At 67.0% G+C, this 18,491-nt stretch carries 13 protein-coding genes and 1 pseudogene; 10 read left to right on the top strand and 4 right to left on the bottom strand.

The window, feature by feature from the left end; all coding sequences use genetic code 11:
* Positions 1-1,846, top strand: a pseudogene (locus tag AWC27_RS31645) (PE family protein); the annotation flags it as partial.
* A gap of 7 nt (positions 1,847-1,853) precedes the next feature.
* On the opposite strand, the gene AWC27_RS22235 reads toward AWC27_RS31645, so the two are convergent.
* Complete coding sequence (locus AWC27_RS22235; RefSeq protein WP_085672468.1) at positions 1,854-2,717, bottom strand: MaoC family dehydratase; 864 nt, start codon at positions 2,715-2,717, stop codon at positions 1,854-1,856.
* Positions 2,718-2,805: 88 nt separating this feature from the next.
* Between AWC27_RS22235 and AWC27_RS22230 the strand changes: the two genes are divergently transcribed.
* Together AWC27_RS22230 and AWC27_RS22225 are read left to right on the top strand one after the other, a co-directional pair.
* Positions 2,806-3,519: a histidine phosphatase family protein gene (locus AWC27_RS22230; protein ID WP_085672467.1), complete on the top strand. Its 714-nt coding sequence runs from the start codon at positions 2,806-2,808 to the stop codon at positions 3,517-3,519.
* 40 nt (positions 3,520-3,559) lie between these two features.
* Positions 3,560-5,515: an SDR family oxidoreductase gene (locus AWC27_RS22225; RefSeq protein ID WP_085672486.1), complete on the top strand. Its 1,956-nt coding sequence runs from the start codon at positions 3,560-3,562 to the stop codon at positions 5,513-5,515.
* A 23-nt stretch (positions 5,516-5,538) separates the two neighbouring features.
* Here the strand turns inward: AWC27_RS22225 and cmaA1 are convergent, their stop codons facing one another.
* On the bottom strand, positions 5,539-6,402 hold the full coding sequence (gene cmaA1 / locus AWC27_RS22220; RefSeq protein WP_085672466.1) for a cyclopropane mycolic acid synthase CmaA1: 864 nt from the start codon (positions 6,400-6,402) through the stop codon (positions 5,539-5,541).
* A gap of 23 nt (positions 6,403-6,425) precedes the next feature.
* On the opposite strand from cmaA1, the gene AWC27_RS22215 reads away from it, so the two are divergent.
* Positions 6,426-7,433 (top strand): nucleoside hydrolase, encoded by a 1,008-nt coding sequence (locus AWC27_RS22215; protein WP_085672465.1) that lies wholly within the window; start codon positions 6,426-6,428, stop codon positions 7,431-7,433.
* On the opposite strand, the gene AWC27_RS33310 is transcribed toward AWC27_RS22215, so the two are convergent.
* On the bottom strand, positions 7,346-8,584 hold the full coding sequence (locus AWC27_RS33310; RefSeq protein WP_085672485.1) for a PPE family protein: 1,239 nt from the start codon (positions 8,582-8,584) through the stop codon (positions 7,346-7,348). The genes AWC27_RS22215 and AWC27_RS33310 overlap by 88 nt on opposite strands.
* A gap of 105 nt (positions 8,585-8,689) precedes the next feature.
* On the opposite strand from AWC27_RS33310, the gene AWC27_RS22205 reads away from it, so the two are divergent.
* Positions 8,690-9,067 (top strand): hypothetical protein, encoded by a 378-nt coding sequence (locus AWC27_RS22205; RefSeq protein ID WP_085672464.1) that lies wholly within the window; start codon positions 8,690-8,692, stop codon positions 9,065-9,067.
* Here the strand turns inward: AWC27_RS22205 and AWC27_RS22200 are convergent.
* Positions 9,030-10,142 (bottom strand): enolase C-terminal domain-like protein, encoded by a 1,113-nt coding sequence (locus AWC27_RS22200; RefSeq protein WP_085672463.1) that lies wholly within the window; start codon positions 10,140-10,142, stop codon positions 9,030-9,032. The two genes, AWC27_RS22205 and AWC27_RS22200, sit on opposite strands and share 38 nt — an antisense overlap.
* A gap of 45 nt (positions 10,143-10,187) precedes the next feature.
* Here AWC27_RS22200 and AWC27_RS22195 point away from each other — a divergent pair, with 45 nt between their 5' ends.
* From AWC27_RS22195 to AWC27_RS22175, 5 genes are all read left to right on the top strand, one after another.
* Positions 10,188-11,966 (top strand): glycoside hydrolase family 15 protein, encoded by a 1,779-nt coding sequence (locus tag AWC27_RS22195; RefSeq protein ID WP_085672462.1) that lies wholly within the window; start codon positions 10,188-10,190, stop codon positions 11,964-11,966.
* A 90-nt stretch (positions 11,967-12,056) separates the two neighbouring features.
* Positions 12,057-13,877, top strand: coding sequence for a thiamine pyrophosphate-requiring protein (locus AWC27_RS22190; RefSeq protein WP_085672461.1), 1,821 nt, complete (start codon positions 12,057-12,059; stop codon positions 13,875-13,877).
* Between the two features lie 65 nt (positions 13,878-13,942).
* Positions 13,943-17,014 carry an FAD-binding and (Fe-S)-binding domain-containing protein gene (locus AWC27_RS22185; protein ID WP_245847398.1) on the top strand — a complete coding sequence of 1,024 codons (3,072 nt, stop codon included), beginning with the start codon at positions 13,943-13,945 and terminating at the stop codon, positions 17,012-17,014.
* A 37-nt stretch (positions 17,015-17,051) separates the two neighbouring features.
* On the top strand, positions 17,052-17,774 hold the full coding sequence (locus tag AWC27_RS22180; RefSeq protein WP_085672459.1) for a cutinase family protein: 723 nt from the start codon (positions 17,052-17,054) through the stop codon (positions 17,772-17,774).
* A 102-nt stretch (positions 17,775-17,876) separates the two neighbouring features.
* Positions 17,877-18,485, top strand: a complete 609-nt coding sequence (locus AWC27_RS22175; protein WP_085672458.1) for a PhoU domain-containing protein — start codon at positions 17,877-17,879, stop codon at positions 18,483-18,485.
* The last annotated feature ends 6 nt before the right edge of the window (positions 18,486-18,491 follow it).

The following is an 18,491-nucleotide window of genomic DNA, read 5'->3' as shown; positions in this document are numbered from 1 at the left end:
CGGCGGCACCGCAGGCACCGCCGGCGTCGGCGGCAAGGGCGGCGACGGCGCCCAAGGCGGCAACGGCGCCCAAGGCACCCCCGGCGCCCCCAACATCGACGGCGGCAAAGGCAGCGACGGCGCTGCCGGGGGCAGCGGCGGCCAAGGTGGGGCCGGCAACGGCGGCACCAACGGCTCCGGCGGCAACGGCGCCAACGGCGGCCGAGGTGGCAACGGCGGCCAGGCCTTCAACGCCACCAGCACCCAGGCCGCCACCAAGGGCGGCGACGGCGGCAAGGGCGGCGACGCCGGCGGCGCCGGTCTGGTCGGCACCGGCGGCACCGGCGGCACCGCAGGCACCGCCGGCGTCGGCGGCAAGGGCGGCGACGGCGCCCAAGGCGGCAACGGCGCCCAAGGCAGCGACGGCACCGGCGACGGCGGCAACGGCACGTCCGGCGGAGCCGCTGCCGACGGCGGCGACGGCGGCGCCGCAGGAGCGGGCATCGGCGGTGCCGGCGGCGGCCAGGGCGGCCAGGGCGGCCAAGGCGGCACCGGCGGCAACGGCGGCAACGGCGCCGACGCTGTCACCAATGACGTCGGCGGCAATGGCGGCAGCGGCGGACAAGGCGGCAAGGGCGGCAAGGGCGGCGTCGGCACCGACGGCGGTACCGGCGGGCAAGGCGGCATGGGCGGCACCGCAGGCGATGGCGGAAAGGGCGGCAAGGCGCCCAGCAACCCCAGCATCAACCCCACTTCCGGCGGCCAGGGCGGCGACGGAGGTATAGGCGGAGCGGGCGGCACCGGCGGCGACTCCGACACCGGCAACGGCGGCCAAGGTGGGACCGGCGGCACCGCAGGAAACGGCGGCAGCGGCGGCACTACGGACCGCGCCGTCGGCTACCGCGACCAGTCCGGCGGCAACGGTGGTCACGGCGGTCAGGGCGGGGCCGGCGGCGGCGGCGGCAACTCCAACAGCGGCAACGGCGGGCTAGGCGGAACCGGCGGCACCGCAGGCCAGGGCGGTGCTGGCGGCGTCGGGCCCGACGACGGCCAGGGCAACATGGCCGGGGGCCAGGGCGGCATGGGAGGTCGAGGCGGGGCCGGCGGCACTGGCGGCAACTCCGCCACTGGCACCAACGGCAATGGCGGTGCCGGCGCCGATGGCGGCAGAGGGGGCGACGGCGCCGACGCCTTGTCCGTCAATGAGACTCCCTACAACCCCACAATGATCGGCGGAGGCGGTGGTGGCGGCGGCGCCGGCGGCACCGGTGGCAACGCCGGTAATGGCGCCGGCCACGCCGGCACCGGGGGCAAAGGTGGCAGCGGTGGTGATGGCGGCGACGGCGGCGACGCTTACATCCAGGGCAACTCCTCCATCTTCAGCGGAATTGGCGGCCAGGGCGGTGGCGGCGGGGCCGGTGACGCAGCCTCTGGCGCCACGGGCGGAGCCGCCGGCGCCGGCGGCGGCGGCGGCGGCGGTGCCTATAACTTCATCGGTGAGTATTTCGGCGGCGGTGGCGGAGGCGGCGGCGGAGCCGCTTCTAGCGCCGCAGCCGCCGGCGGCGGCGGCGCCGGCGGTGCCGCGGCCGATTCCGCTATATACAGTGGCGGCGCCGCCGGGACGCCAAGCAACGGCGCGGGCGGTGGTGGCGGCGGAGGTGCCACTGCTGGCAGCAGCGACGACTTCCCCGGCAACCCCGGCAGCGGCAGCACAGGCGGCCTCGGCGGAAACGGGGGCAACCCAGACAACAATCTCGACAACAACGGGGGCGACGGCGGCCAAGTCGGCAAAGGTGGCGCCCCTGGCTTGGTCGTCAGCTTCCCCGACATCGTCACGGGCAACGGCACCGCCGGCATGGACGTCTAACAGCCGCTTAAGACTGCACGTATTCCACCGCGCCGTCGTCCAACACCACTCGAGTGTCGGCGCCGGCGACCTCGGTGCGATACACCGCACGGCCCGGCTCCGTCCGCCAGATCAGCGTGCTCAACGTCTCCCCGGGGAACACCGGCGAGACGAAGCGCGCCGCGATCGAGGTGATGTTGGCGGCCACCCCGCCACCAAGCTCACCCACCAAGGCGCGACCCGACACGCCGTAGGTGCACAGCCCGTGCAGGATCGGCTTGGGGAATCCGGCCAGCTCCCTGGCGAACCAGGGGTCGCTGTGCAGCGGGTTGCGGTCGCCGGACAGCCGGTAGATCAGCGTTTGATCCTCACGGGTCGGCAGGTCGATACGGGCGTCGGGCTCACGGTCGGGAAACTCCGGCGGCGTCACCCGCTCGCCCCGCTGCCCGCCGAAGCCGCCCTCGCCGCGGATGACCAGCGTGGTCAGCGTCTCGGCGACCAGGGTGCCGGTGTCGGGATCGCTGCCACGACCACGCAGCACGATGATCGCGTTCTTGCCCTCGCCCTTGTCCTGGATATCGGCCACCTCGCTGACCACCGACAGTTTCCCCGCCGGCGGCAGCTCCCCATGCAACCGCACGCTTTGCGAGCCGTGCAGCAGCATCGCCCAATTGAACGTGCCCACCTTGGCCGCCGCACCGAATGCCGGGCAGCAGATCACCGCATAGGTCGGCAACACCTGCTGGGTGATGCCGTGGCTGTTCTCGGTGGTGAACGACAGGTCCTCGGTCCCGGCTCCGACACCGAGCGCGTAGAGCAGCGTGTCCCGGTCGGTCCACTCGAACAACATCGGCTCGGTCACCGCACCGACGGCACTCGGGTCAATCGCCATGCGAGTCTCCTCTCGATTCAAGAACTTTTCGGCACTTAACCATCGCAAACCCTTCCCTCCAACGCTGTCGGCAGGGCAGGCTATCGCCATGGCGAAGCGCACCATGATCCGGCAAGCCCACAAAGTCCTCGCGGTGCTGGCCGTGGCGGTGTTCGTCGGTGCCTGCGGCGGCGGCAGCCCGCAGGCACGCACCATCACATTGACCTTCATCCGCAACGCGCAGTCCCAGGCCAACGCTGACGGCGTCATCGACACCAGCATGCCGGGGCCCAGTCTCACCGCCGACGGCAAGGGTCAGGCCCAGCAGCTTGCCCACCAGGTCGGACACAACGAGTTCGACAGCATCTACGCCTCCCCCATGGCCGCCGACCAGCAGACCGCCGGCCCCCTGGCCAGCGAAATCGGCAGGCAAGTCGAGATCGTTTCCGGCCTGCAATCACTCGATGCCGGCTGGTACAACGGCAAACCCGAATCGATGGCCAATTCGACCTACATGCTGGCACCGGTGGACTGGATACAGGGCGATACCAAAAACGCCATTCCGGGCTCCATCAACGGCACCGACTTCAACTCTCAATTCACCGCGGCGGTCCGCAAGATCTACGACAGCGGCCACAACAAGCCGGTCGTGTTCGCTCAGGGCGCCGCCCTCATGGTGTGGACGCTAATGAACGTCAAGAACCCCAAAGAGAGCCTGCTGACCAGCCATCCGCTACCCAATATCGGCCGCGTGGTGATCACCGGCAACCCGCTGACCGGCTGGACGCTGGTGGACTGGGACGGCATCCGCAGCTTCACCTAGGTAGTTGACGAGTGCGGTCGCACCCCGCACGATGGGCTACATGCGGTATGTCGTTACCGGCGGTACCGGGTTTCTTGGTCGCCGCGTCGTATCCCGTCTGCTGGACCGACAGCCCGATGCGCAGGTGTGGGTGCTGGTGCGCCGCCACTCGCTGGGCCGCTTCGAACGGCTGGCCAGCGAGTGGGGCGAACGAGTCAAGCCGCTGGTCGGCGACCTCCCCCAGCTCGAGTTGACCGAGCAGACCTGCGCGGAACTGGGCGACATCGACCACCTGCTGCACTGCGCGGCGGTCGGTATTGAGGGCACTGAGGCCGTGGTCGCGTTGGCGCAACGGCTCGATGCGACGCTGCACCATGTGTCGTCCATCGCCGTTGCCGGCGACTTCCGGGGCGAATACACCGAGGCCGACTTCGACGTCGGCCAAAGCCTGCCGACGCCGTATCACCAGAACGAGTTCGAAGCCGAGTCGCTGGTGCGCGGCACCCCCGGACTGCGGTATCGCATCTACCGCCCCGCGGTGGTGGTGGGCGATTCGCGCACCGGCGAGATGGACAAGGTGAGCGGGCCGTATCACTACTTCGGCGTATTGGCCAAGCTGGCCGTACTACCCTCGTTCACCCCGCTGCTGCTGCCCGACATCGGGCGCACCAACCTGGTCCCGGTTGACTACGTTTCCGAGGCACTGGTATCACTCGTGCACGCGGCCGGTGCCGACGGTCAGACTTTTCACCTGACCGCGCCGAAAAACGTTGGACTACATGGCATTTACCGCGGCGTCGCCGCCGCGGCCGGACTGCCCCCGATGCTCGGGTCACTGCCGCGCTCGGTAGCTGCACCGGTGCTCAAGGCCAGCGGGCGCGCCAAGGTGCTGCGCAGCATGGCCGTCACCCAACTGGGCATCCCGTCCGAGATCTTCGAGGTGGTGGACACCGCAGCCGCGTTCACCAACGATTACACCCGAAATGCGTTGCACGGCACAGGCATTGAAGTTCCCGAATTCAGCAGCTATGCGCCCACGTTGTGGCGCTACTGGGCCGAGTACCTCGACCCCGATCGCGCTCGCCGTAGCGATCCGTTGGCGGGCCGGCACGTCATCATCACCGGCGCGTCCAGTGGCATCGGCCGCGCTTCGGCGATCGCGGTCGCCGAACGCGGCGCGACGGTATTCGCACTCGCGCGCAACGCCGACGCGCTGGACAAGCTGGTCGCCGAAATCCGCGACAACGGCGGCCAGGCGTACGCATTCACTTGCGACGTCACCGATTCCACCTCCGTCGAGCACACCATCAAAGACATCCTGGGCCGCTTCGACCATGTCGACTACCTGGTGAACAACGCCGGCCGGTCCATCCGCCGCTCGGTGGTCAACGCATACGACCGGATGCACGACTACGAACGGGTGATGGCCGTCAATTACTTCGGCGCGGTGCGGATGGTGCTGGCGCTGCTGCCGCACTGGCAGGAGCGCCGGTTCGGCCACGTCGTCAACGTGTCCAGTGCCGGCGTGCAGGCCCGCAACCCCAAGTACAGCTCGTATCTGCCCACCAAGGCCGCACTCGACGCGTTCGCCGATGTGGTCGCCACCGAAACCCTGTCCGACCATGTCACGTTCACCAACATCCACATGCCGCTGGTCCGCACACCGATGATCGCGCCCTCACACCGGCTCAATCCGGTACCGGCCATCAGCCCCGAGCACGCCGCGGCGATGGTGGTGCGCGCGCTCGTCGAGAAGCCGGTGCGCATTGACACCCCACTGGGCACGCTGGCCGAGGCGGGCAACTACTTCGCGCCGCGGCTGTCGCGGCGAATCCTGCATCAGCTCTACCTGGGCTACCCCGATTCGGCTGCCGCACGCGGAGTTTCGGTTCCACAGGAACCCCAGGCCGCCCAGGCTCCCCAGACGCGCGATGCGCCCCGCCCAGCCGTACCCCGGTTAGGGGTGCCCGGTCCCGTCAAACGACTGGTGCGGCTATTTCCCGGCGTGCACTGGTAGCCCGAGGGCACCCGACAGTGACATCACTTCTCGCAGGTGAACTGGTTGACGTCGATGTATCCGATGCGGAACATCTCCGCGCAACCGGTCAGGTACTTCATGTAGCGCTCGTACATCTCCTCGGACTGCAGCGCGATGGCCTGATCCCGATGGGCTTCCAGCGCGGCCGACCAGATGTCGAGAGTCCTCGCGTAGTGCGGCTGCAGCGACTGCACGCGGGTCACGGTGAAGCCGTTGGCGGCGGCGCGTTCGGCCACCATCGGTATCGATGGCAGCCGGCCACCCGGAAAGATCTCGGTGACAATGAATTTGATGAATCGGGCGAACTCGAAGGTCAGCGGCATACCGCGTTCCTTCATTTCCAGCGGATGCAGCCCGGTGATGGTGTGCAGCAGCATGATCCCGTCGTCGGGCAGCAGCCGGTGGGCCAGCGTGAAGAACGCGTCGTAGCGCTCATGCCCGAAATGCTCGAAGGCGCCGATGGACACGATCCGGTCGACCGGCTCGTCGAACTGCTCCCAGCCCTGCAGCAGCACACGCTTAGCCCGCGGACTGTCCGACACCGCGAACAGCTGCTCGACGTGGCGCGCCTGATTGCGGCTCAAGGTGAGCCCGACGACATTGACGTCGTATTTGTCCACCGCACGCATCATGGTGGCGCCCCAGCCGCAACCGACGTCGAGCAGCGTCATGCCAGGCTGTAATCCCAGCTTGCCCAGCGCCAGGTCGATCTTGGCGATCTGCGCCTCTTCCAGCGTCATATCCTCGCGCTCGAAGTAGGCGCAACTGTAGGTCTGGGTGGGGTCTAGAAACAGCCGGAAGAAGTCGTCGGACAGGTCGTAGTGCGCCTGTACATCGTCAAAGTGCGGTTTCAGGTCGTCAGGCATTGGATTAGCTTAGTCGGCGTATCGTGAGCGCAGTGCAGCGTGTTTTCGCCGACGTCGACACCGGCATCGACGATGCACTGGCGTTGATCTATCTGCTGGCCAGCCCGGAGGCGGCATTGGTCGGCATCGCCTCGACCGGAGGAAATATCCCGGTCGACCAGGTGTGCGCTAACAACCTCGGTCTGCTCGAATTGTGCAGCGCCCCAGCCATACCCGTGTCCAAGGGCGCCGATGAGCCACTTCGCGGCCAGTGGCCCGAACGCGGAAACTTCCACGGCCCAAAGGGTTTGGGCTATGCCGAGGGCCCACCGACCGCGCGGCGGCTCACCGACTACGACGCGACGACTGCCTGGGTGCGCGCCGCACACGCCTTTGGGGGCGAACTGATCGGCGTGGTCACCGGCCCGCTGACCAACCTGGCGCTGGCGCTGCGCGCCGAACCCGCGCTGCCGACATTGTTGAGCCGCTTGGTCATCATGGGCGGCGCCTTCGAAGACCAGCAGCTGGCCGAGTGGAACATCCGGGTCGACCCGGAAGCTGCCGGTGAAGTCTTCGCCGGTTGGGCTGGGCAACAACGACTTCCGATCGTGTGCGGTTTGGAGCTGACCCAGCGGGTCGCTATGACACCGGAGATCCTCGCCCGGCTTTCGGGCCCTTCTCCGGTGATCCGGTTCATCGAGGATGCGCTGCGGTTCTACTTCGAGTCCCATCGGGCTCGCGGGCATGGGTATCTGGCGTATCTGCATGATCCGCTGGCCGCCGCGGTCGCGCTGGACCCCGAACTCGTCGCCACCTGCCCGGCGACAGTGGAAATCACCACGGTCGGCGCAACCGTCGCCGATTGGTCACCAAACCGAGAAGCCAACGCGCACATCGGCATTGACGTCGAGCCAGCCGCATTCTTCGACCGGTTCATCGGCCGGGTCGCGGCGTTCGCAGGCGCTTATTCGGACATCGGCGGCGGAGGCGGCGGAGGCGGCGGAGGCGTCACCACGACGGCCGAGGTCTCAGGCGCAGGCACGGATAAGTAGTCACCAGCCGCCATCAGATCGAGGCCGAGCAAGCGCGGCGGCGCGAACACCAACCCGGTGCCCACACTCCACGCAGCACCGGTATCGATGAGGCCCCCGGCAGTGGCATAGGTCGCGGCGCCGGTGAAGTCACCATGCGCGAGATCTGTAGCCGCCACACCGAAGTCAGCCAGAGCCATGGCTCCCTGGCGGCCCAGCATCGTCTGGCTAGCCGCACTCAGCTGCGCGACGAACGACTGGTTGGTCGCCCCCAGCCGTCCGAATAGATCGGCCGCAGCGGGCACGACCGGGGCCACGCTGGCTGCCGGCGCGGGAGCCAGCAGGTGTCCGGCCGTCGTCGCGTCCAGACCGATCAAGCTCGGCACGGCGGCAGCCCTGTTGGTGGCCACAATCGTCTGCGCGCCAGCCTCATACAGCGCCCCGGCGGCGCCGTACTTGGCGGCCGTGGCCACATCCCCGCGGCGCAGAGCCTCGTTAGCCGCGATGTAGTTACGACTGGAGACTCTTCCCGCTTTGGCCAGTTGAGCGTCATTGGTGAACTTCATCTGAGCCAAGAACGCCTGATTTGTCGCACTCAGCTGAGCGGGAATCCCGGTATCGGCGGCGGCGCTGGCCAACTGGCCCGGCAAAGACTGCAACGCTTGCTGCCACGGCGACAATTTGGCGGCCACCGCCGATACCGCGCTGTAGTAACCCGCCATGGCACCCACGTTGTGGGCCCACATTCCCTCGTATTCGGCATCGGCCGCCGCGATCGCCGGAGCGTTGAACCCGAACAAATTCGACATCGCCAGCATTCGCATGCGCAAGCGGTTGGCCGCCACAGCAAGGGGATGCGTTACCGCGGTCCGCACCGTCTCAAAGCTGGAGGCCACCACCTTGGCCTGCAGGGCAGCGCCTCCGGCCTCGGTAGCCGCCCGCTGCAGCCATTGTGAATATTGGCCGGCCACAGCTGCCATGGCCTTGGCGGCCGAACCCTGCCACGGCCCTTCGGCCAGCCCGGAGATCAACGAGGAAAACGACGCCGCAGCCGAGCCCAGCTCGCCGCCCAGGCCATCCCATGCCGCCGCGGCGGCCAGCATCGGCTCTGAGCCGGGACCCGAATGGATTTGCGCCGAAATTACCTCTGGCGCCGACACACAGAAACTCATTGCAGCCACCCCTTCGTAGCTTGCCGAGGAATGAAAAAACACTACGACAAATTGCGGCGACAAATAAGGGTTTTGAATTGGCAACGGATTGGGAAGCTAATAATCATGAAGCTTCGCCGCATCGAGATCGTGCGCGCCGTTTGGGGTGCGCTGCTGTTGCTTGCGCCAAGCGCGGTCCTCAGCGCGCTGCACGGGGTGCAGGTCGACCGCAAGGCGCTGGTGGTCACCCGCATTCTGGGGGTGCGGCACCTGGTCCAGGCGTGGGTATCGGGGGTCAATCCCAGCCGGGCAATGGTTGTCGCAGGCGCCGGCGTCGACGCCATTCATTCGTTGACCGCGTTCGGGTTAGGAGTCCTCGACCGGCGCCGGCTGCAGGGCGGCGTTGCCGACGGCATCGTCGCGGCGGTGTGGGCGGGCTTCGGCTGGCACCAGGCCCGCGCCGAATTCACGCAACCCGGTACCGCTCGAGATCGGCGTGCTTGACGGTGAGCCCGTGCCCGGGCGCGGTCCGGTCCGGACGCAACAGGCCACCCGGCTCGGGATCGATGGTCCCGTCGAACGCCAGCCCTTCGATGCGGACATGGTCGTGGAAGTACTCGAGATGGCGCAGATGCCACACCGCGGTGCCGACGTGGGCGCTGATCTGCGGGGCGCAGTGCAGCGAGAGGTCCATGCCGCGCGCGTCACACAACGCGGCAACCTTGAGAACCCCGGTGATACCCAGAGCCCTGGTGACGTCGGCCTGCAAGCAGTCCACCGCGCCCGCGGCCAGCATCTGGTGAAAATACGGCAGGTGGTAGCCGTACTCCCCGGCGGTGATGTCCATGCCGGCCGGCCCCCGCTCACACAGCAGGCGCAGCCCGTCGAGATCGTCGGAGGAAACCGGCTCTTCGAACCACCGCACGTCGTAGTCGGCGAAGCGCTGCGCCCACAGCAGTGCCTGCTTGCGCCCGAAGGCGCCGTTGGCGTCGACGAACAACTCGGTGTCGTCGCCGATCGCTGCCCGAGCGGCGGTAACGCGGTCGAGGTCGGCGTCCGGGTCGCGGCCCACCTTCATCTTGACCCGGGGGATGCCGGCCTCCACCCAGCCGCGCAGCTGTGCGGCCAGGGTGTCGTTGTCGTATGAGGTGAACCCGCCGCTGCCGTAAACCGGTGTGGCGTCGTGCACGGCACCGAGCGCGATCACCAACGGCTCACCCAACAGGCGGGCCCGCAGGTCCCACAGCGCAATGTCGACCGCTGAGATCGCGCTCGCGACCACGCCGGGCTTGCCCATGTTGCGCACCGCGTGCTGCATCTGCGCCCAGCGCGCTGGCGGCTGCAACGCGTCGGCCCCGGCCAGGACGTCAGCCAGTTTGGCGTTCAGCACCGTCGCGACGGCGGTGCCGCCGTAGGTGTAGCCGGTCCCCACCTGACCGCCGGCCCGCACTGTCGCAAGGATGAAAGTGGTCGAGTCCCAGCCCAGGGTGCCATCGGACTCCGGGGCATCGGTGCCGATGGTGTAGGCCGAGGCTTCGACGGACTCCACGGGGATCGGCTGGCCGGCAGGCAATGTCATGTCGGGGTGACTACCCGCATCCCAAACCGGGTATGCCCGCAGCCAGTGATTGACAGGAACTACGGACCGCAACTGGCTGAACTGGTTTCGCCGCATGTGTTGCGCGAGTACGCGTTGCTCGCCGATGGGGAACGCGGAATCGTCGTGGGTCCGCGCGGCGACTGCTGCTGGATGTGCTTGCCGCGCTGGGATAGTCCCGGGGTGTTCAACTCGCTGCTCGGTGGCGGCGGGCTCTACGCCGTCTCGCCGGATCATCCGCGGTTCGTGTGGGGCGGGCGGTACGAGCAGCAGTCGTTGATCTGGCGGTCGCGCTGGGTGAGCACCGATGCGATCGTCGAATGTCGCGAGGCGCTGGCATTTCCCGGCGACCCGCACACCGCGGTGCTGCTGCGCCGCATCAGCGCGCTCGACCGGCCGACCCGGATGCAAGTCGCGCTGCAGGTGCGCGCCGGGTTCGGCACCGAGTCCATGTGCGACCTGTCCTGCGCCGACGGGATATGGACCGGGCGGTCGGGACCCATCCGCTTCCGGTGGACCGGCGCGGGCCACGCCGCGCTGGACGACGACGGCTTCCTGCGGCTGGTTGTCGACGTTTCGCCGGGAGATGATCGCGACCTGATCCTGGAGATGTCCGATCGCGAGCTGCCCAGCGACGTCGCGCGACCCAACGACGCCTGGCGGGACACCGAAAGTGCTTGGCACCAAGCGGTTCCGAACTTTTCCGGAACACTGGCCGACGCCGACGCCAGCCTTTCCTACGCGGTGCTGCGCGGGCTGACCAGCCAGGGTGGCGGCATGGTGGCCGCGGCCACGATGTCGCTGCCGGAACGAGCCGAGCAAGGCCGCAACTACGACTACCGGTATTGCTGGATTCGCGATCAGTGCTACGTGGGGCAGGCGGTGGCCGTCGCCGGCGCCCATCCGTTGGTCGACGACGCGGTTCACTTCGTCAGCGAGTGTGTCCTGGCCGACGGTGCGGACCTCAAGCCGGCCTACTGCGTAACCGGCGATCTGGTGCCCGAAGAGCGCGACCTAGATCTGCCGGGATATCCCGGCGCCACGGTCAAGTCCGGCAACTGGGTGACCGATCAGTTTCAGCTGGACGTGTTCGGTGAGGCACTGCTGTTGCTGGCCGCCGCCGCGCGACTGGACCGCCTCGAGAAGATGCACTGGAAGGCTGTGCACACGCTGGTACAGGCGATCGAAGAACGGTGGCGCGAGCCCGATGCCGGGATCTGGGAGCTCGACAACCGGCGCTGGGCTCATTCCCGGCTGACGTGTGCGGCCGGACTGCGGCGCATCGCCGAGGTGGTGCCCGCGCGGCACGGCTCTCAGTGGCAGCGCCTGGCCGATCTCCTGGTGACCGACACCGCGCTGGACTGCCTGCATCCGGACGGCAGATGGCAACGGGGACCGGATGATTCGCGGGTGGATGCCGCATTGCTGGTCCCGGCGATCCGCGGCGCGGTTCCGGCGACCGATCCGCGCACCGTCGCCACCCTACAGGCGGTGCGTGATGATCTGGTGCGAGACGGCTTCGTCTACCGCTTCCGCCCCGACGAGCAGCCACTGGGTGAAGCCGAGGGCGCCTTCCTGCTCTGTGGGTTCCTGATGGCGCTGTCCGACCATCAGCAGGGCAACGACCTGGCGGCCGTGCGCTGGTTCGAACGCAATCGCACCGCCTGCGGTCCGCCCGGTTTGTTCACCGAGGAGTTCGACATCGGGCAGCGTCAGTTGCGGGGCAATCTGCCCCAGGCCTTCGTCCATGCCCTGTTGCTGGAAACCGCTCATCGCTTGGCCGACCCGGCCGATCCGCCCGCCTGACTTCGCTGTTTCGACCCGTCGAAGTGAGGGTAGCCCACCAATCGTAGCCATAGGCAATCATTGCGCAGCGGCAAATACACAAGGAGCAACATGCCCAAGACAGCCGATTTCATCATCGATCGCCTGCGACAGTGGGGCATCCATCGGATCTTCGGCTATCCCGGTGACGGAATCCTGTCCATGCTGGGCGCTTTGGACCGTGCCGGCGGCGATCCGGAACTCATCCAGCCCCGTCACGAGGAGATGGCCGCATTCATGGCCACCGGCCATGCCAAGTTCACTGGCGAGATCGGCTGCTGTCTGGCCACCTCGGGTGGTGGCGCCGTTCACCTGCTCAACGGCCTGTACGACGCAAAGCTCGACCACTATCCCGTCGTCGCCATCGTCGGCCAGCAGAAGCGGATGTCGCTCGGGGCGGCGTTCCAACAAGAGATCGATCCGAACTCGCTGTACAAGGACGTCTCGTCGGACTTCGTGCAGACCTGCATGGCGCCCGAGCAGGCGAGGCACCTGGTGGACCGGGCGTGCAAGGTGGCGCTGAACAACCGCACGGTGGCCACCATCATCCTGCCCGAGGATGTGGCGGAGGCCGATGCGGTGCCGTCGCCACCCCGCATGCACGGCGCCGTGTTCAGCGGCGTCGGCTGGACCAAGCCCGAGGTGATCCCGCCGCAGTCCGAGCTGGAGAAGGCGGCCCACATTCTCAATGACGGAAAGAAGGTGGCGATCGTCGTCGGCCAGGGCGCCACCGAGGCCGTCGACGAGGTGGTGCAGGCCGCCGAACTGCTCGGTGCCGGGGTGGCAAAAACCTCGCTGGGCCGCGCCGTGCTGCCCGACGATCTGCCCTATGTCACCGGGCCGATCGGACTCCTGGGCTCCACCGCCAGCCAGGCCATGATGTCGGACGCCGACACGCTGTTCTTCATCGGCACCAGCTTCCCCTACGCCGAGTGGCTCCCCAAGGAGGGGCAGTGCCGCGGTGTCGAGATCAACCTCGACGGCCGCATGATCGGCACCCGCTACCCCATGGAGGCCAACCTGGTCGGCGACTCCAAAAACACACTGCGTGAACTGGTTCCGTTACTGCAGCGCAAGCAGGACCGATCCTGGCAGGACAAGATCGAAAAGGAAGTCCAGCAGTGGTGGGCGGTGCTCGACAAGCGTGCCCACGACAAGGCCAATCCGCTCAACCCCGAGCTGGTGGTGCACGAGCTGTCAAAGCGGTTGCCCGACAACGCAATCCTGACCACCGATGCGGGTTCGGTGGCCAACTGGTGGTCCCGGCACCTGCGGCTGCGCCCCGGCATGGCCGCTTCGCTGGCCGGAAACCTGGCCACTATGGGGCCGGGCACCCCGTACGCCATCAGCGCCAAGCTGGCCCACCCGGGCCGTCCGGTGATCGCGATGGTCGGCGACGGCGTGTTCCAGATGAACGGGCTGGCCGAGATGATCACCGTCAAGCGTTACAAGGATCGGCTTTCCGACGGCCCGCTGATCTTCTGCGTGTTCAACAACGAAGACCTCAACCAGGTGACTTGGGAGCAGCGAGCAATGGGTGGTGAACCGAAATTCGACGGCTCGCAATATATTCCAGATGTTCCCTACGCCGAGTTCGCTAAGTTGCTGGGGCTCAACGGTATTCGGTGTGACGATCCGGCCAAGATCGGCCAGGCCTGGGACCAGGCGCTGGCGGCCAGCGGTCCGGTCGTGCTGGAAGTGGTCGTCGACAAGGACATTCCGCCGGTGCCGCCGCACATCGAGAAGATGATGGCCAAGAAGACAGCCAAGGCACTGATGAAGGACCCGGACCGGGTCAGCATCGGGACCAAGGGCGCCAAGCAGAAGATGCACGAGTTCACCGAGTCGATCAAGAACATCGGCGGTCGAGACCCTGGGGACGCCAGCACATGAGCCTGCTCAAACACGATCGGGTACGAACGATCCCGGCCCGGCCGGATACCCGTTTCGTGGCCGGGATGGCTACCGTCGATAAGGTCAACGTCGCCGGCCTGGAAAGTCAACTGCGCCGCCATGTCAGCGGTGAAGTGCGGTTCGACGCCGCCACATTGGCGATGTATGCCAACGACGCGTCGAACTACCGCCAGGTTCCGATCGCGGTGGTGGTCCCCAAGACCCTCGATGACGTGGTGCAAACGGTCCGGGCGTGCCACGCCTACCACGCTCCGGTGCTCTGCCGTGGCGGCGGGACCAGCCTGTCCGGGGAGACGGTGAATGTCGCTGTGGTGATCGACTTTTCGAAGCATCTCACCGGCATCATCGACATCGATGCCTATCGGCGTCTGGCCACGGTGCAGACCGGAGTGATCAACGAGCAGCTCAACAAGGCCACCGGCAGACAGGGGTTGGTCTTCGGCCCCGATCCGTCGTCGCATTCGCGGTGCACCCTGGGCGGCAATATCGGCAACAACTCGTGCGGGGTGCACTCGATCCAGTCGCAGTTCTACGGGCCGGGACCGCGCACCTCCGACAATACCCATGCCCTCGACGTCCTCACCTACGACGGCGCCCGCTTCACCGTCGGTGTGAACGAGGAAGACCAGCTGGACGCCATCATCGCCGCGGGCGGGCGCAAGGGCGAAATCTATGCAGCACTAAGGGATTTGCGCGACGAGTACGCCGACGACATCCGCAAGGGATTTCCCGACGTCGAGGAACTACCGCGCCGGGTGTCGGGCTATAACCTGGACGAACTACTGCCAGAGAAGGGGTTCAACGTCGCCCGTGCCCTGGTCGGCACCGAAAGCACCTGTGCCATAGCACTTACCGCGACGGTGATGCTCACCCCGGCCATGGCCCACCGCACCGTGGTCGTCGTCCAATTCGAATCGCTCGGCGAGGCCGGCGATGCGGCCCCGGAGATGATGGAGTGGAAGCCGATCGGGCTGGAAGCCGTCGACCACGTGCTGGTGCACGACCAGGAGCTCACCGGCGTCAATCCCAATGGCCGCGCGGCATTGCCGCGCCCCGATTCCAGCGGGTCCTGGTTGATGGTGCAGTTCGGATCCGACGAGCCGAGCGAATCACTGTGCCGGGCAGAGGAATTCGTGGACTGGCTGAAGACGAAGGGTATCGAGGACGACCGCATCGTGCTGGCCCGCAGCGAGCAGGACGGCGGCAACAGCGCGCAACTGTGGGCGATCCGCGAGGCCGGGCTCGGGTCGACCGCCTTCCCGGTCGACAGCGGCAATCACTGGCCGGGCTGGGAGGACTCGGCGGTGCCGTGGCGGCGGATCGGCGACTATGTGCGCGATCTGCAGCAGCTGTACGCCAGACACAATTTGCGTGGCGCCATGTACGGACACCTGGGTCAGGGCTGCATCCACTCGCGCATCGGGTTCGACCTGCGCCACAAAGACGGTCTGCGCAACTACCGCAGCTTCATGGAAGAGGCCGGCGACCTGGTGGCGTCCTACGGCGGGTCGATGTCCGGAGAACACGGCGACGGTCAGCAGCGCGCCGAGCTGCTGGACAAGCAGTACGGCCCGCGGCTGCTCGAAGCGATGCGAAAGTTCAAGCTGATCTGGGATCCCGAGTGGAAGATGAACCCGGGCAAGGTAATCGATGCCTACCGCTTCGACGAGAACCTCAAGCTGGGCACCGATTACAACCCGCCGCGCCCGGACGTGAAGTTCGCCTACTCCGAAGACCATGGCGACTTCTCGCACGCCGCACTGCGCTGCGTCGGCGTCGGCAAATGCCGGGTGCCCGAGCCGCAGACCACGATGTGCCCCAGCTACCAAGTGACCAGAGAGGAGAAGCACTCCACCCGCGGGCGGGCGCGGCTGCTGTTCGAGATGCTGCGCGGCGAGGTCATCACCGACGGCTGGCAGTCGGCCGAGGTGGCCGACGCGCTGGATCTGTGTCTGGCCTGTAAGGGCTGTACCAACGACTGCCCGGTCGAGGTCGACATTCCCACCTACAAGGCCGAGTTTCTCTATCACCACTTCCGGTCGCTGCGCCGCTGGCGCCCGCGCTATGCCTACGCATTCGGGTTCATCGACCAGGCCGCACGGTTGGCCAGCGCCGTGCCGGAGCTGGCCAACTTCGCCACCCAGAGCCCGGTGCTTTCCCGAATTGCCAAGGGGCTGGGTGGAATCGACCGGCGCCGACCGCTGCCCACATTTGCGCCGATGACCCTGCAACGATGGTTCGCCCAGCGCCCGATCGTCAATGCCGGCGGGCCGCGGGTGATTCTGTTTCCCGACACCTTCAACAACCGGCTGCATACCGACGTCGGGGTGGCCTGCGTCGAAGCGCTCGAGGCGGGGGGCTGGCGGGTGGTGATGCCGCAGGGACACATCTGTTGCGGCCGGCCACTGTATGACTACGGCTTCCTCGACGTCGCGCAGCGATATCTGCGCGACGTGCTGGATCAGCTGCGCAGCGAAATACGTGCCGGCACAACGATCGTCGGGATGGAACCAAGTTGTACGGCGGTGTTCAAGGACGAACTGAAAAAGCTACTCCCCCACGATGACGACGCGGACCGGTTGGTGCGCAACACCTACCACTTCGCGCAGTTCCTTACCGAGTTCGACGTCGAATTGCCTCGGGTGTCGGCTGGACGCGCGCTGTTGTGGGGGCACTGCCACCAGCGGGCCACCGGCGGAGTCGACGCCGACCAGCAGGTCCTGCAGAAGATGGGCGTCGAGGTCGAACCGGTTTCCGGCGGGTGCTGCGGACTTGCCGGCTCGTGGGGATTCGAGCAGGGCAAGTACCAGCTCTCGCTGGATTGTGGCGAGCAGGCACTGCTGCCGGCGATCCGGAAGAATCCGGACGCGCTGGTGGTGTCCAACGGATTCTCCTGCCAGACGCAGATCAGCGATGCGGGCTCGGGCAACGCGCTGCACCTCGGTCAGATCCTGGCCATGGCCAACGCATCGGCCGACCTTCGCTCCACGGCTCCCCCGCTGCGTCCAGAACCCAGCCCACGCACCCGCACCGCGCGGGTGGCGGTGCCCGCCGCGGCGCTGGGTGCGGTCGCATTCGCCGGCACCCGACAGCTCTGGAGCAGGAAAACTGTTTGAAAAGGCTGATATTTCGACGGTTTAGGCACCGTTTCCGATGGGCACTTGCTGCGGCATGTTAGTACACCACCTCATTCGCCTCCTGAGTTCTACCGCTGTAGCTTTGGCGGGGCTTTCCGCCGCCGCGCTTTGCCCGTCTGCGGTTCCCACCGCAGCAGGCCTGTCCTGTCCCGACGTGGAGGTGGTGTTCGCTCGCGGCACCGGCGAGCCGCCCGGTGTTGGCGGGACGGGACAAGCGTTCATCGATTCCCTGCGCCCGCGTATCGGTGGGCAGTCGCTGGGGGTCTATCCGGTGAACTACCCGGCCAGCAACGAGTGGGCCACCGGAGTCGACGGGATCAGAGACGCAGGCGGACATGTCGTTTCGATGGCTCACGAGTGTCCCAACACCAAAATGGTGCTCGGCGGCTATTCCCAGGGCGCCGCGGTAATGGGCTTCGTCACCTCTACTACTGTTCCCGACGGCATCGACCCCGCCACCGTGCCCAAACCGCTGGCGCCGGAGGTGGCAGACCACGTTTCTTCGGTGGTCCTGTTCGGAATGCCGAATATCCGGGCGATGGAATTCCTCGGCGAGCCACCGGTTGCAATAGGCCCCCTCTACCAGCAGAAGACCATCAAAGTATGTGCTACCGACGACCCGGTGTGCTCGCAGGGAATGAATTTCGCCGCCCACAATTCCTATGCCGATGACGGGGACATGATCGGCCAGGGCGCAGCATTTGCCGCCGCCCGCCTTAGCGGCGGGTTCGGAGTCTGAACTGCGTGCGAACGAATGTCCGCCAAACGAAGCAGTCCGTCGCAATTCGATAACGATTGGCGGCGGCAGGTTTAACCCGGCCGGCTCGGCCGATTCGCGGACATGACGAGCGCAATCGGAGACGGGCTCGCGGCGCTGACCTTCCAGCTCGCCGAGATGTCCGCTATGGCCAGTCAGGCGATGGAACATGCCACCCGGGCACTGCTGGGGGCCGATATCGAGGCGGCCAAAGCCGTGACAGCGCTACACGAGCACACCGTCGCGATGCGGGCCAGCGCCGACGAAACGACCTTCTTATTGCTGGCCCTGCAACCGCCGTCGGCGGCCAATCTCCGCCAAATTGTCAATGCAATCCGCATCGCCGGCGATGCCGAACGGATGAGCGAACTGGCGGTGCGGGTAGCCGAGATCGCCCGCCGCCGCCATCCTCAGCACGCGGTGCCCGCCGAACTGAGCGGATACGTGGCCGAATTAAGTTCCACGGCAATCGGATTGGGCCGCACCATCCAGGAAGTACTGGTGTCGCGGGAGCCGGGATTGGCAGCGCGTCGCTGCAGCGGTAGCAACGGCAGCAATAACAGCCCACCCGACGACGACGCAACCCGGATCGTGCAGTGCTACCAGGGTTTCGCCGATCACGCGCGGCATATCGCCGGGCGGTTCGTCTTCCAAACCAACGGCCACCGGCCGCTGCTCGCAACAACAAAGTGAAGGAAA

It is taken from the genome of Mycobacterium szulgai (genome assembly GCF_002116635.1).
Classification (GTDB): domain Bacteria; phylum Actinomycetota; class Actinomycetes; order Mycobacteriales; family Mycobacteriaceae; genus Mycobacterium; species Mycobacterium szulgai.
The sequence above is the reverse complement of the archived record's forward strand: the minus strand, read 5'-3'. Positions and strand labels throughout refer to the sequence as shown.

What these genes read in the sequence shown, in the direction of transcription:
- AWC27_RS22205 (WP_085672464.1), top strand. Translation starts at nt 8,690, where the DNA reads ATGAAGCTTCGCCGCATCGAGATCGTGCGCGCCGTTTGGGGTGCGCTG.
- AWC27_RS22175 (WP_085672458.1), top strand. Translation starts at nt 17,877, where the DNA reads ATGACGAGCGCAATCGGAGACGGGCTCGCGGCGCTGACCTTCCAGCTC.
- AWC27_RS22185 (WP_245847398.1), top strand. Translation starts at nt 13,943, where the DNA reads ATGGCTACCGTCGATAAGGTCAACGTCGCCGGCCTGGAAAGTCAACTG.
- AWC27_RS22230 (WP_085672467.1), top strand. Translation starts at nt 2,806, where the DNA reads ATGGCGAAGCGCACCATGATCCGGCAAGCCCACAAAGTCCTCGCGGTG.
- AWC27_RS33310 (WP_085672485.1), bottom strand. Translation starts at nt 8,584, where the DNA reads ATGAGTTTCTGTGTGTCGGCGCCAGAGGTAATTTCGGCGCAAATCCAT.
- AWC27_RS22200 (WP_085672463.1), bottom strand. Translation starts at nt 10,142, where the DNA reads ATGACATTGCCTGCCGGCCAGCCGATCCCCGTGGAGTCCGTCGAAGCC.
- cmaA1 (WP_085672466.1), bottom strand. Translation starts at nt 6,402, where the DNA reads ATGCCTGACGACCTGAAACCGCACTTTGACGATGTACAGGCGCACTAC.
- AWC27_RS22180 (WP_085672459.1), top strand. Translation starts at nt 17,052, where the DNA reads ATGGGCACTTGCTGCGGCATGTTAGTACACCACCTCATTCGCCTCCTG.
- AWC27_RS22190 (WP_085672461.1), top strand. Translation starts at nt 12,057, where the DNA reads ATGCCCAAGACAGCCGATTTCATCATCGATCGCCTGCGACAGTGGGGC.
- AWC27_RS22225 (WP_085672486.1), top strand. Translation starts at nt 3,560, where the DNA reads ATGCGGTATGTCGTTACCGGCGGTACCGGGTTTCTTGGTCGCCGCGTC.
- AWC27_RS22235 (WP_085672468.1), bottom strand. Translation starts at nt 2,717, where the DNA reads ATGGCGATTGACCCGAGTGCCGTCGGTGCGGTGACCGAGCCGATGTTG.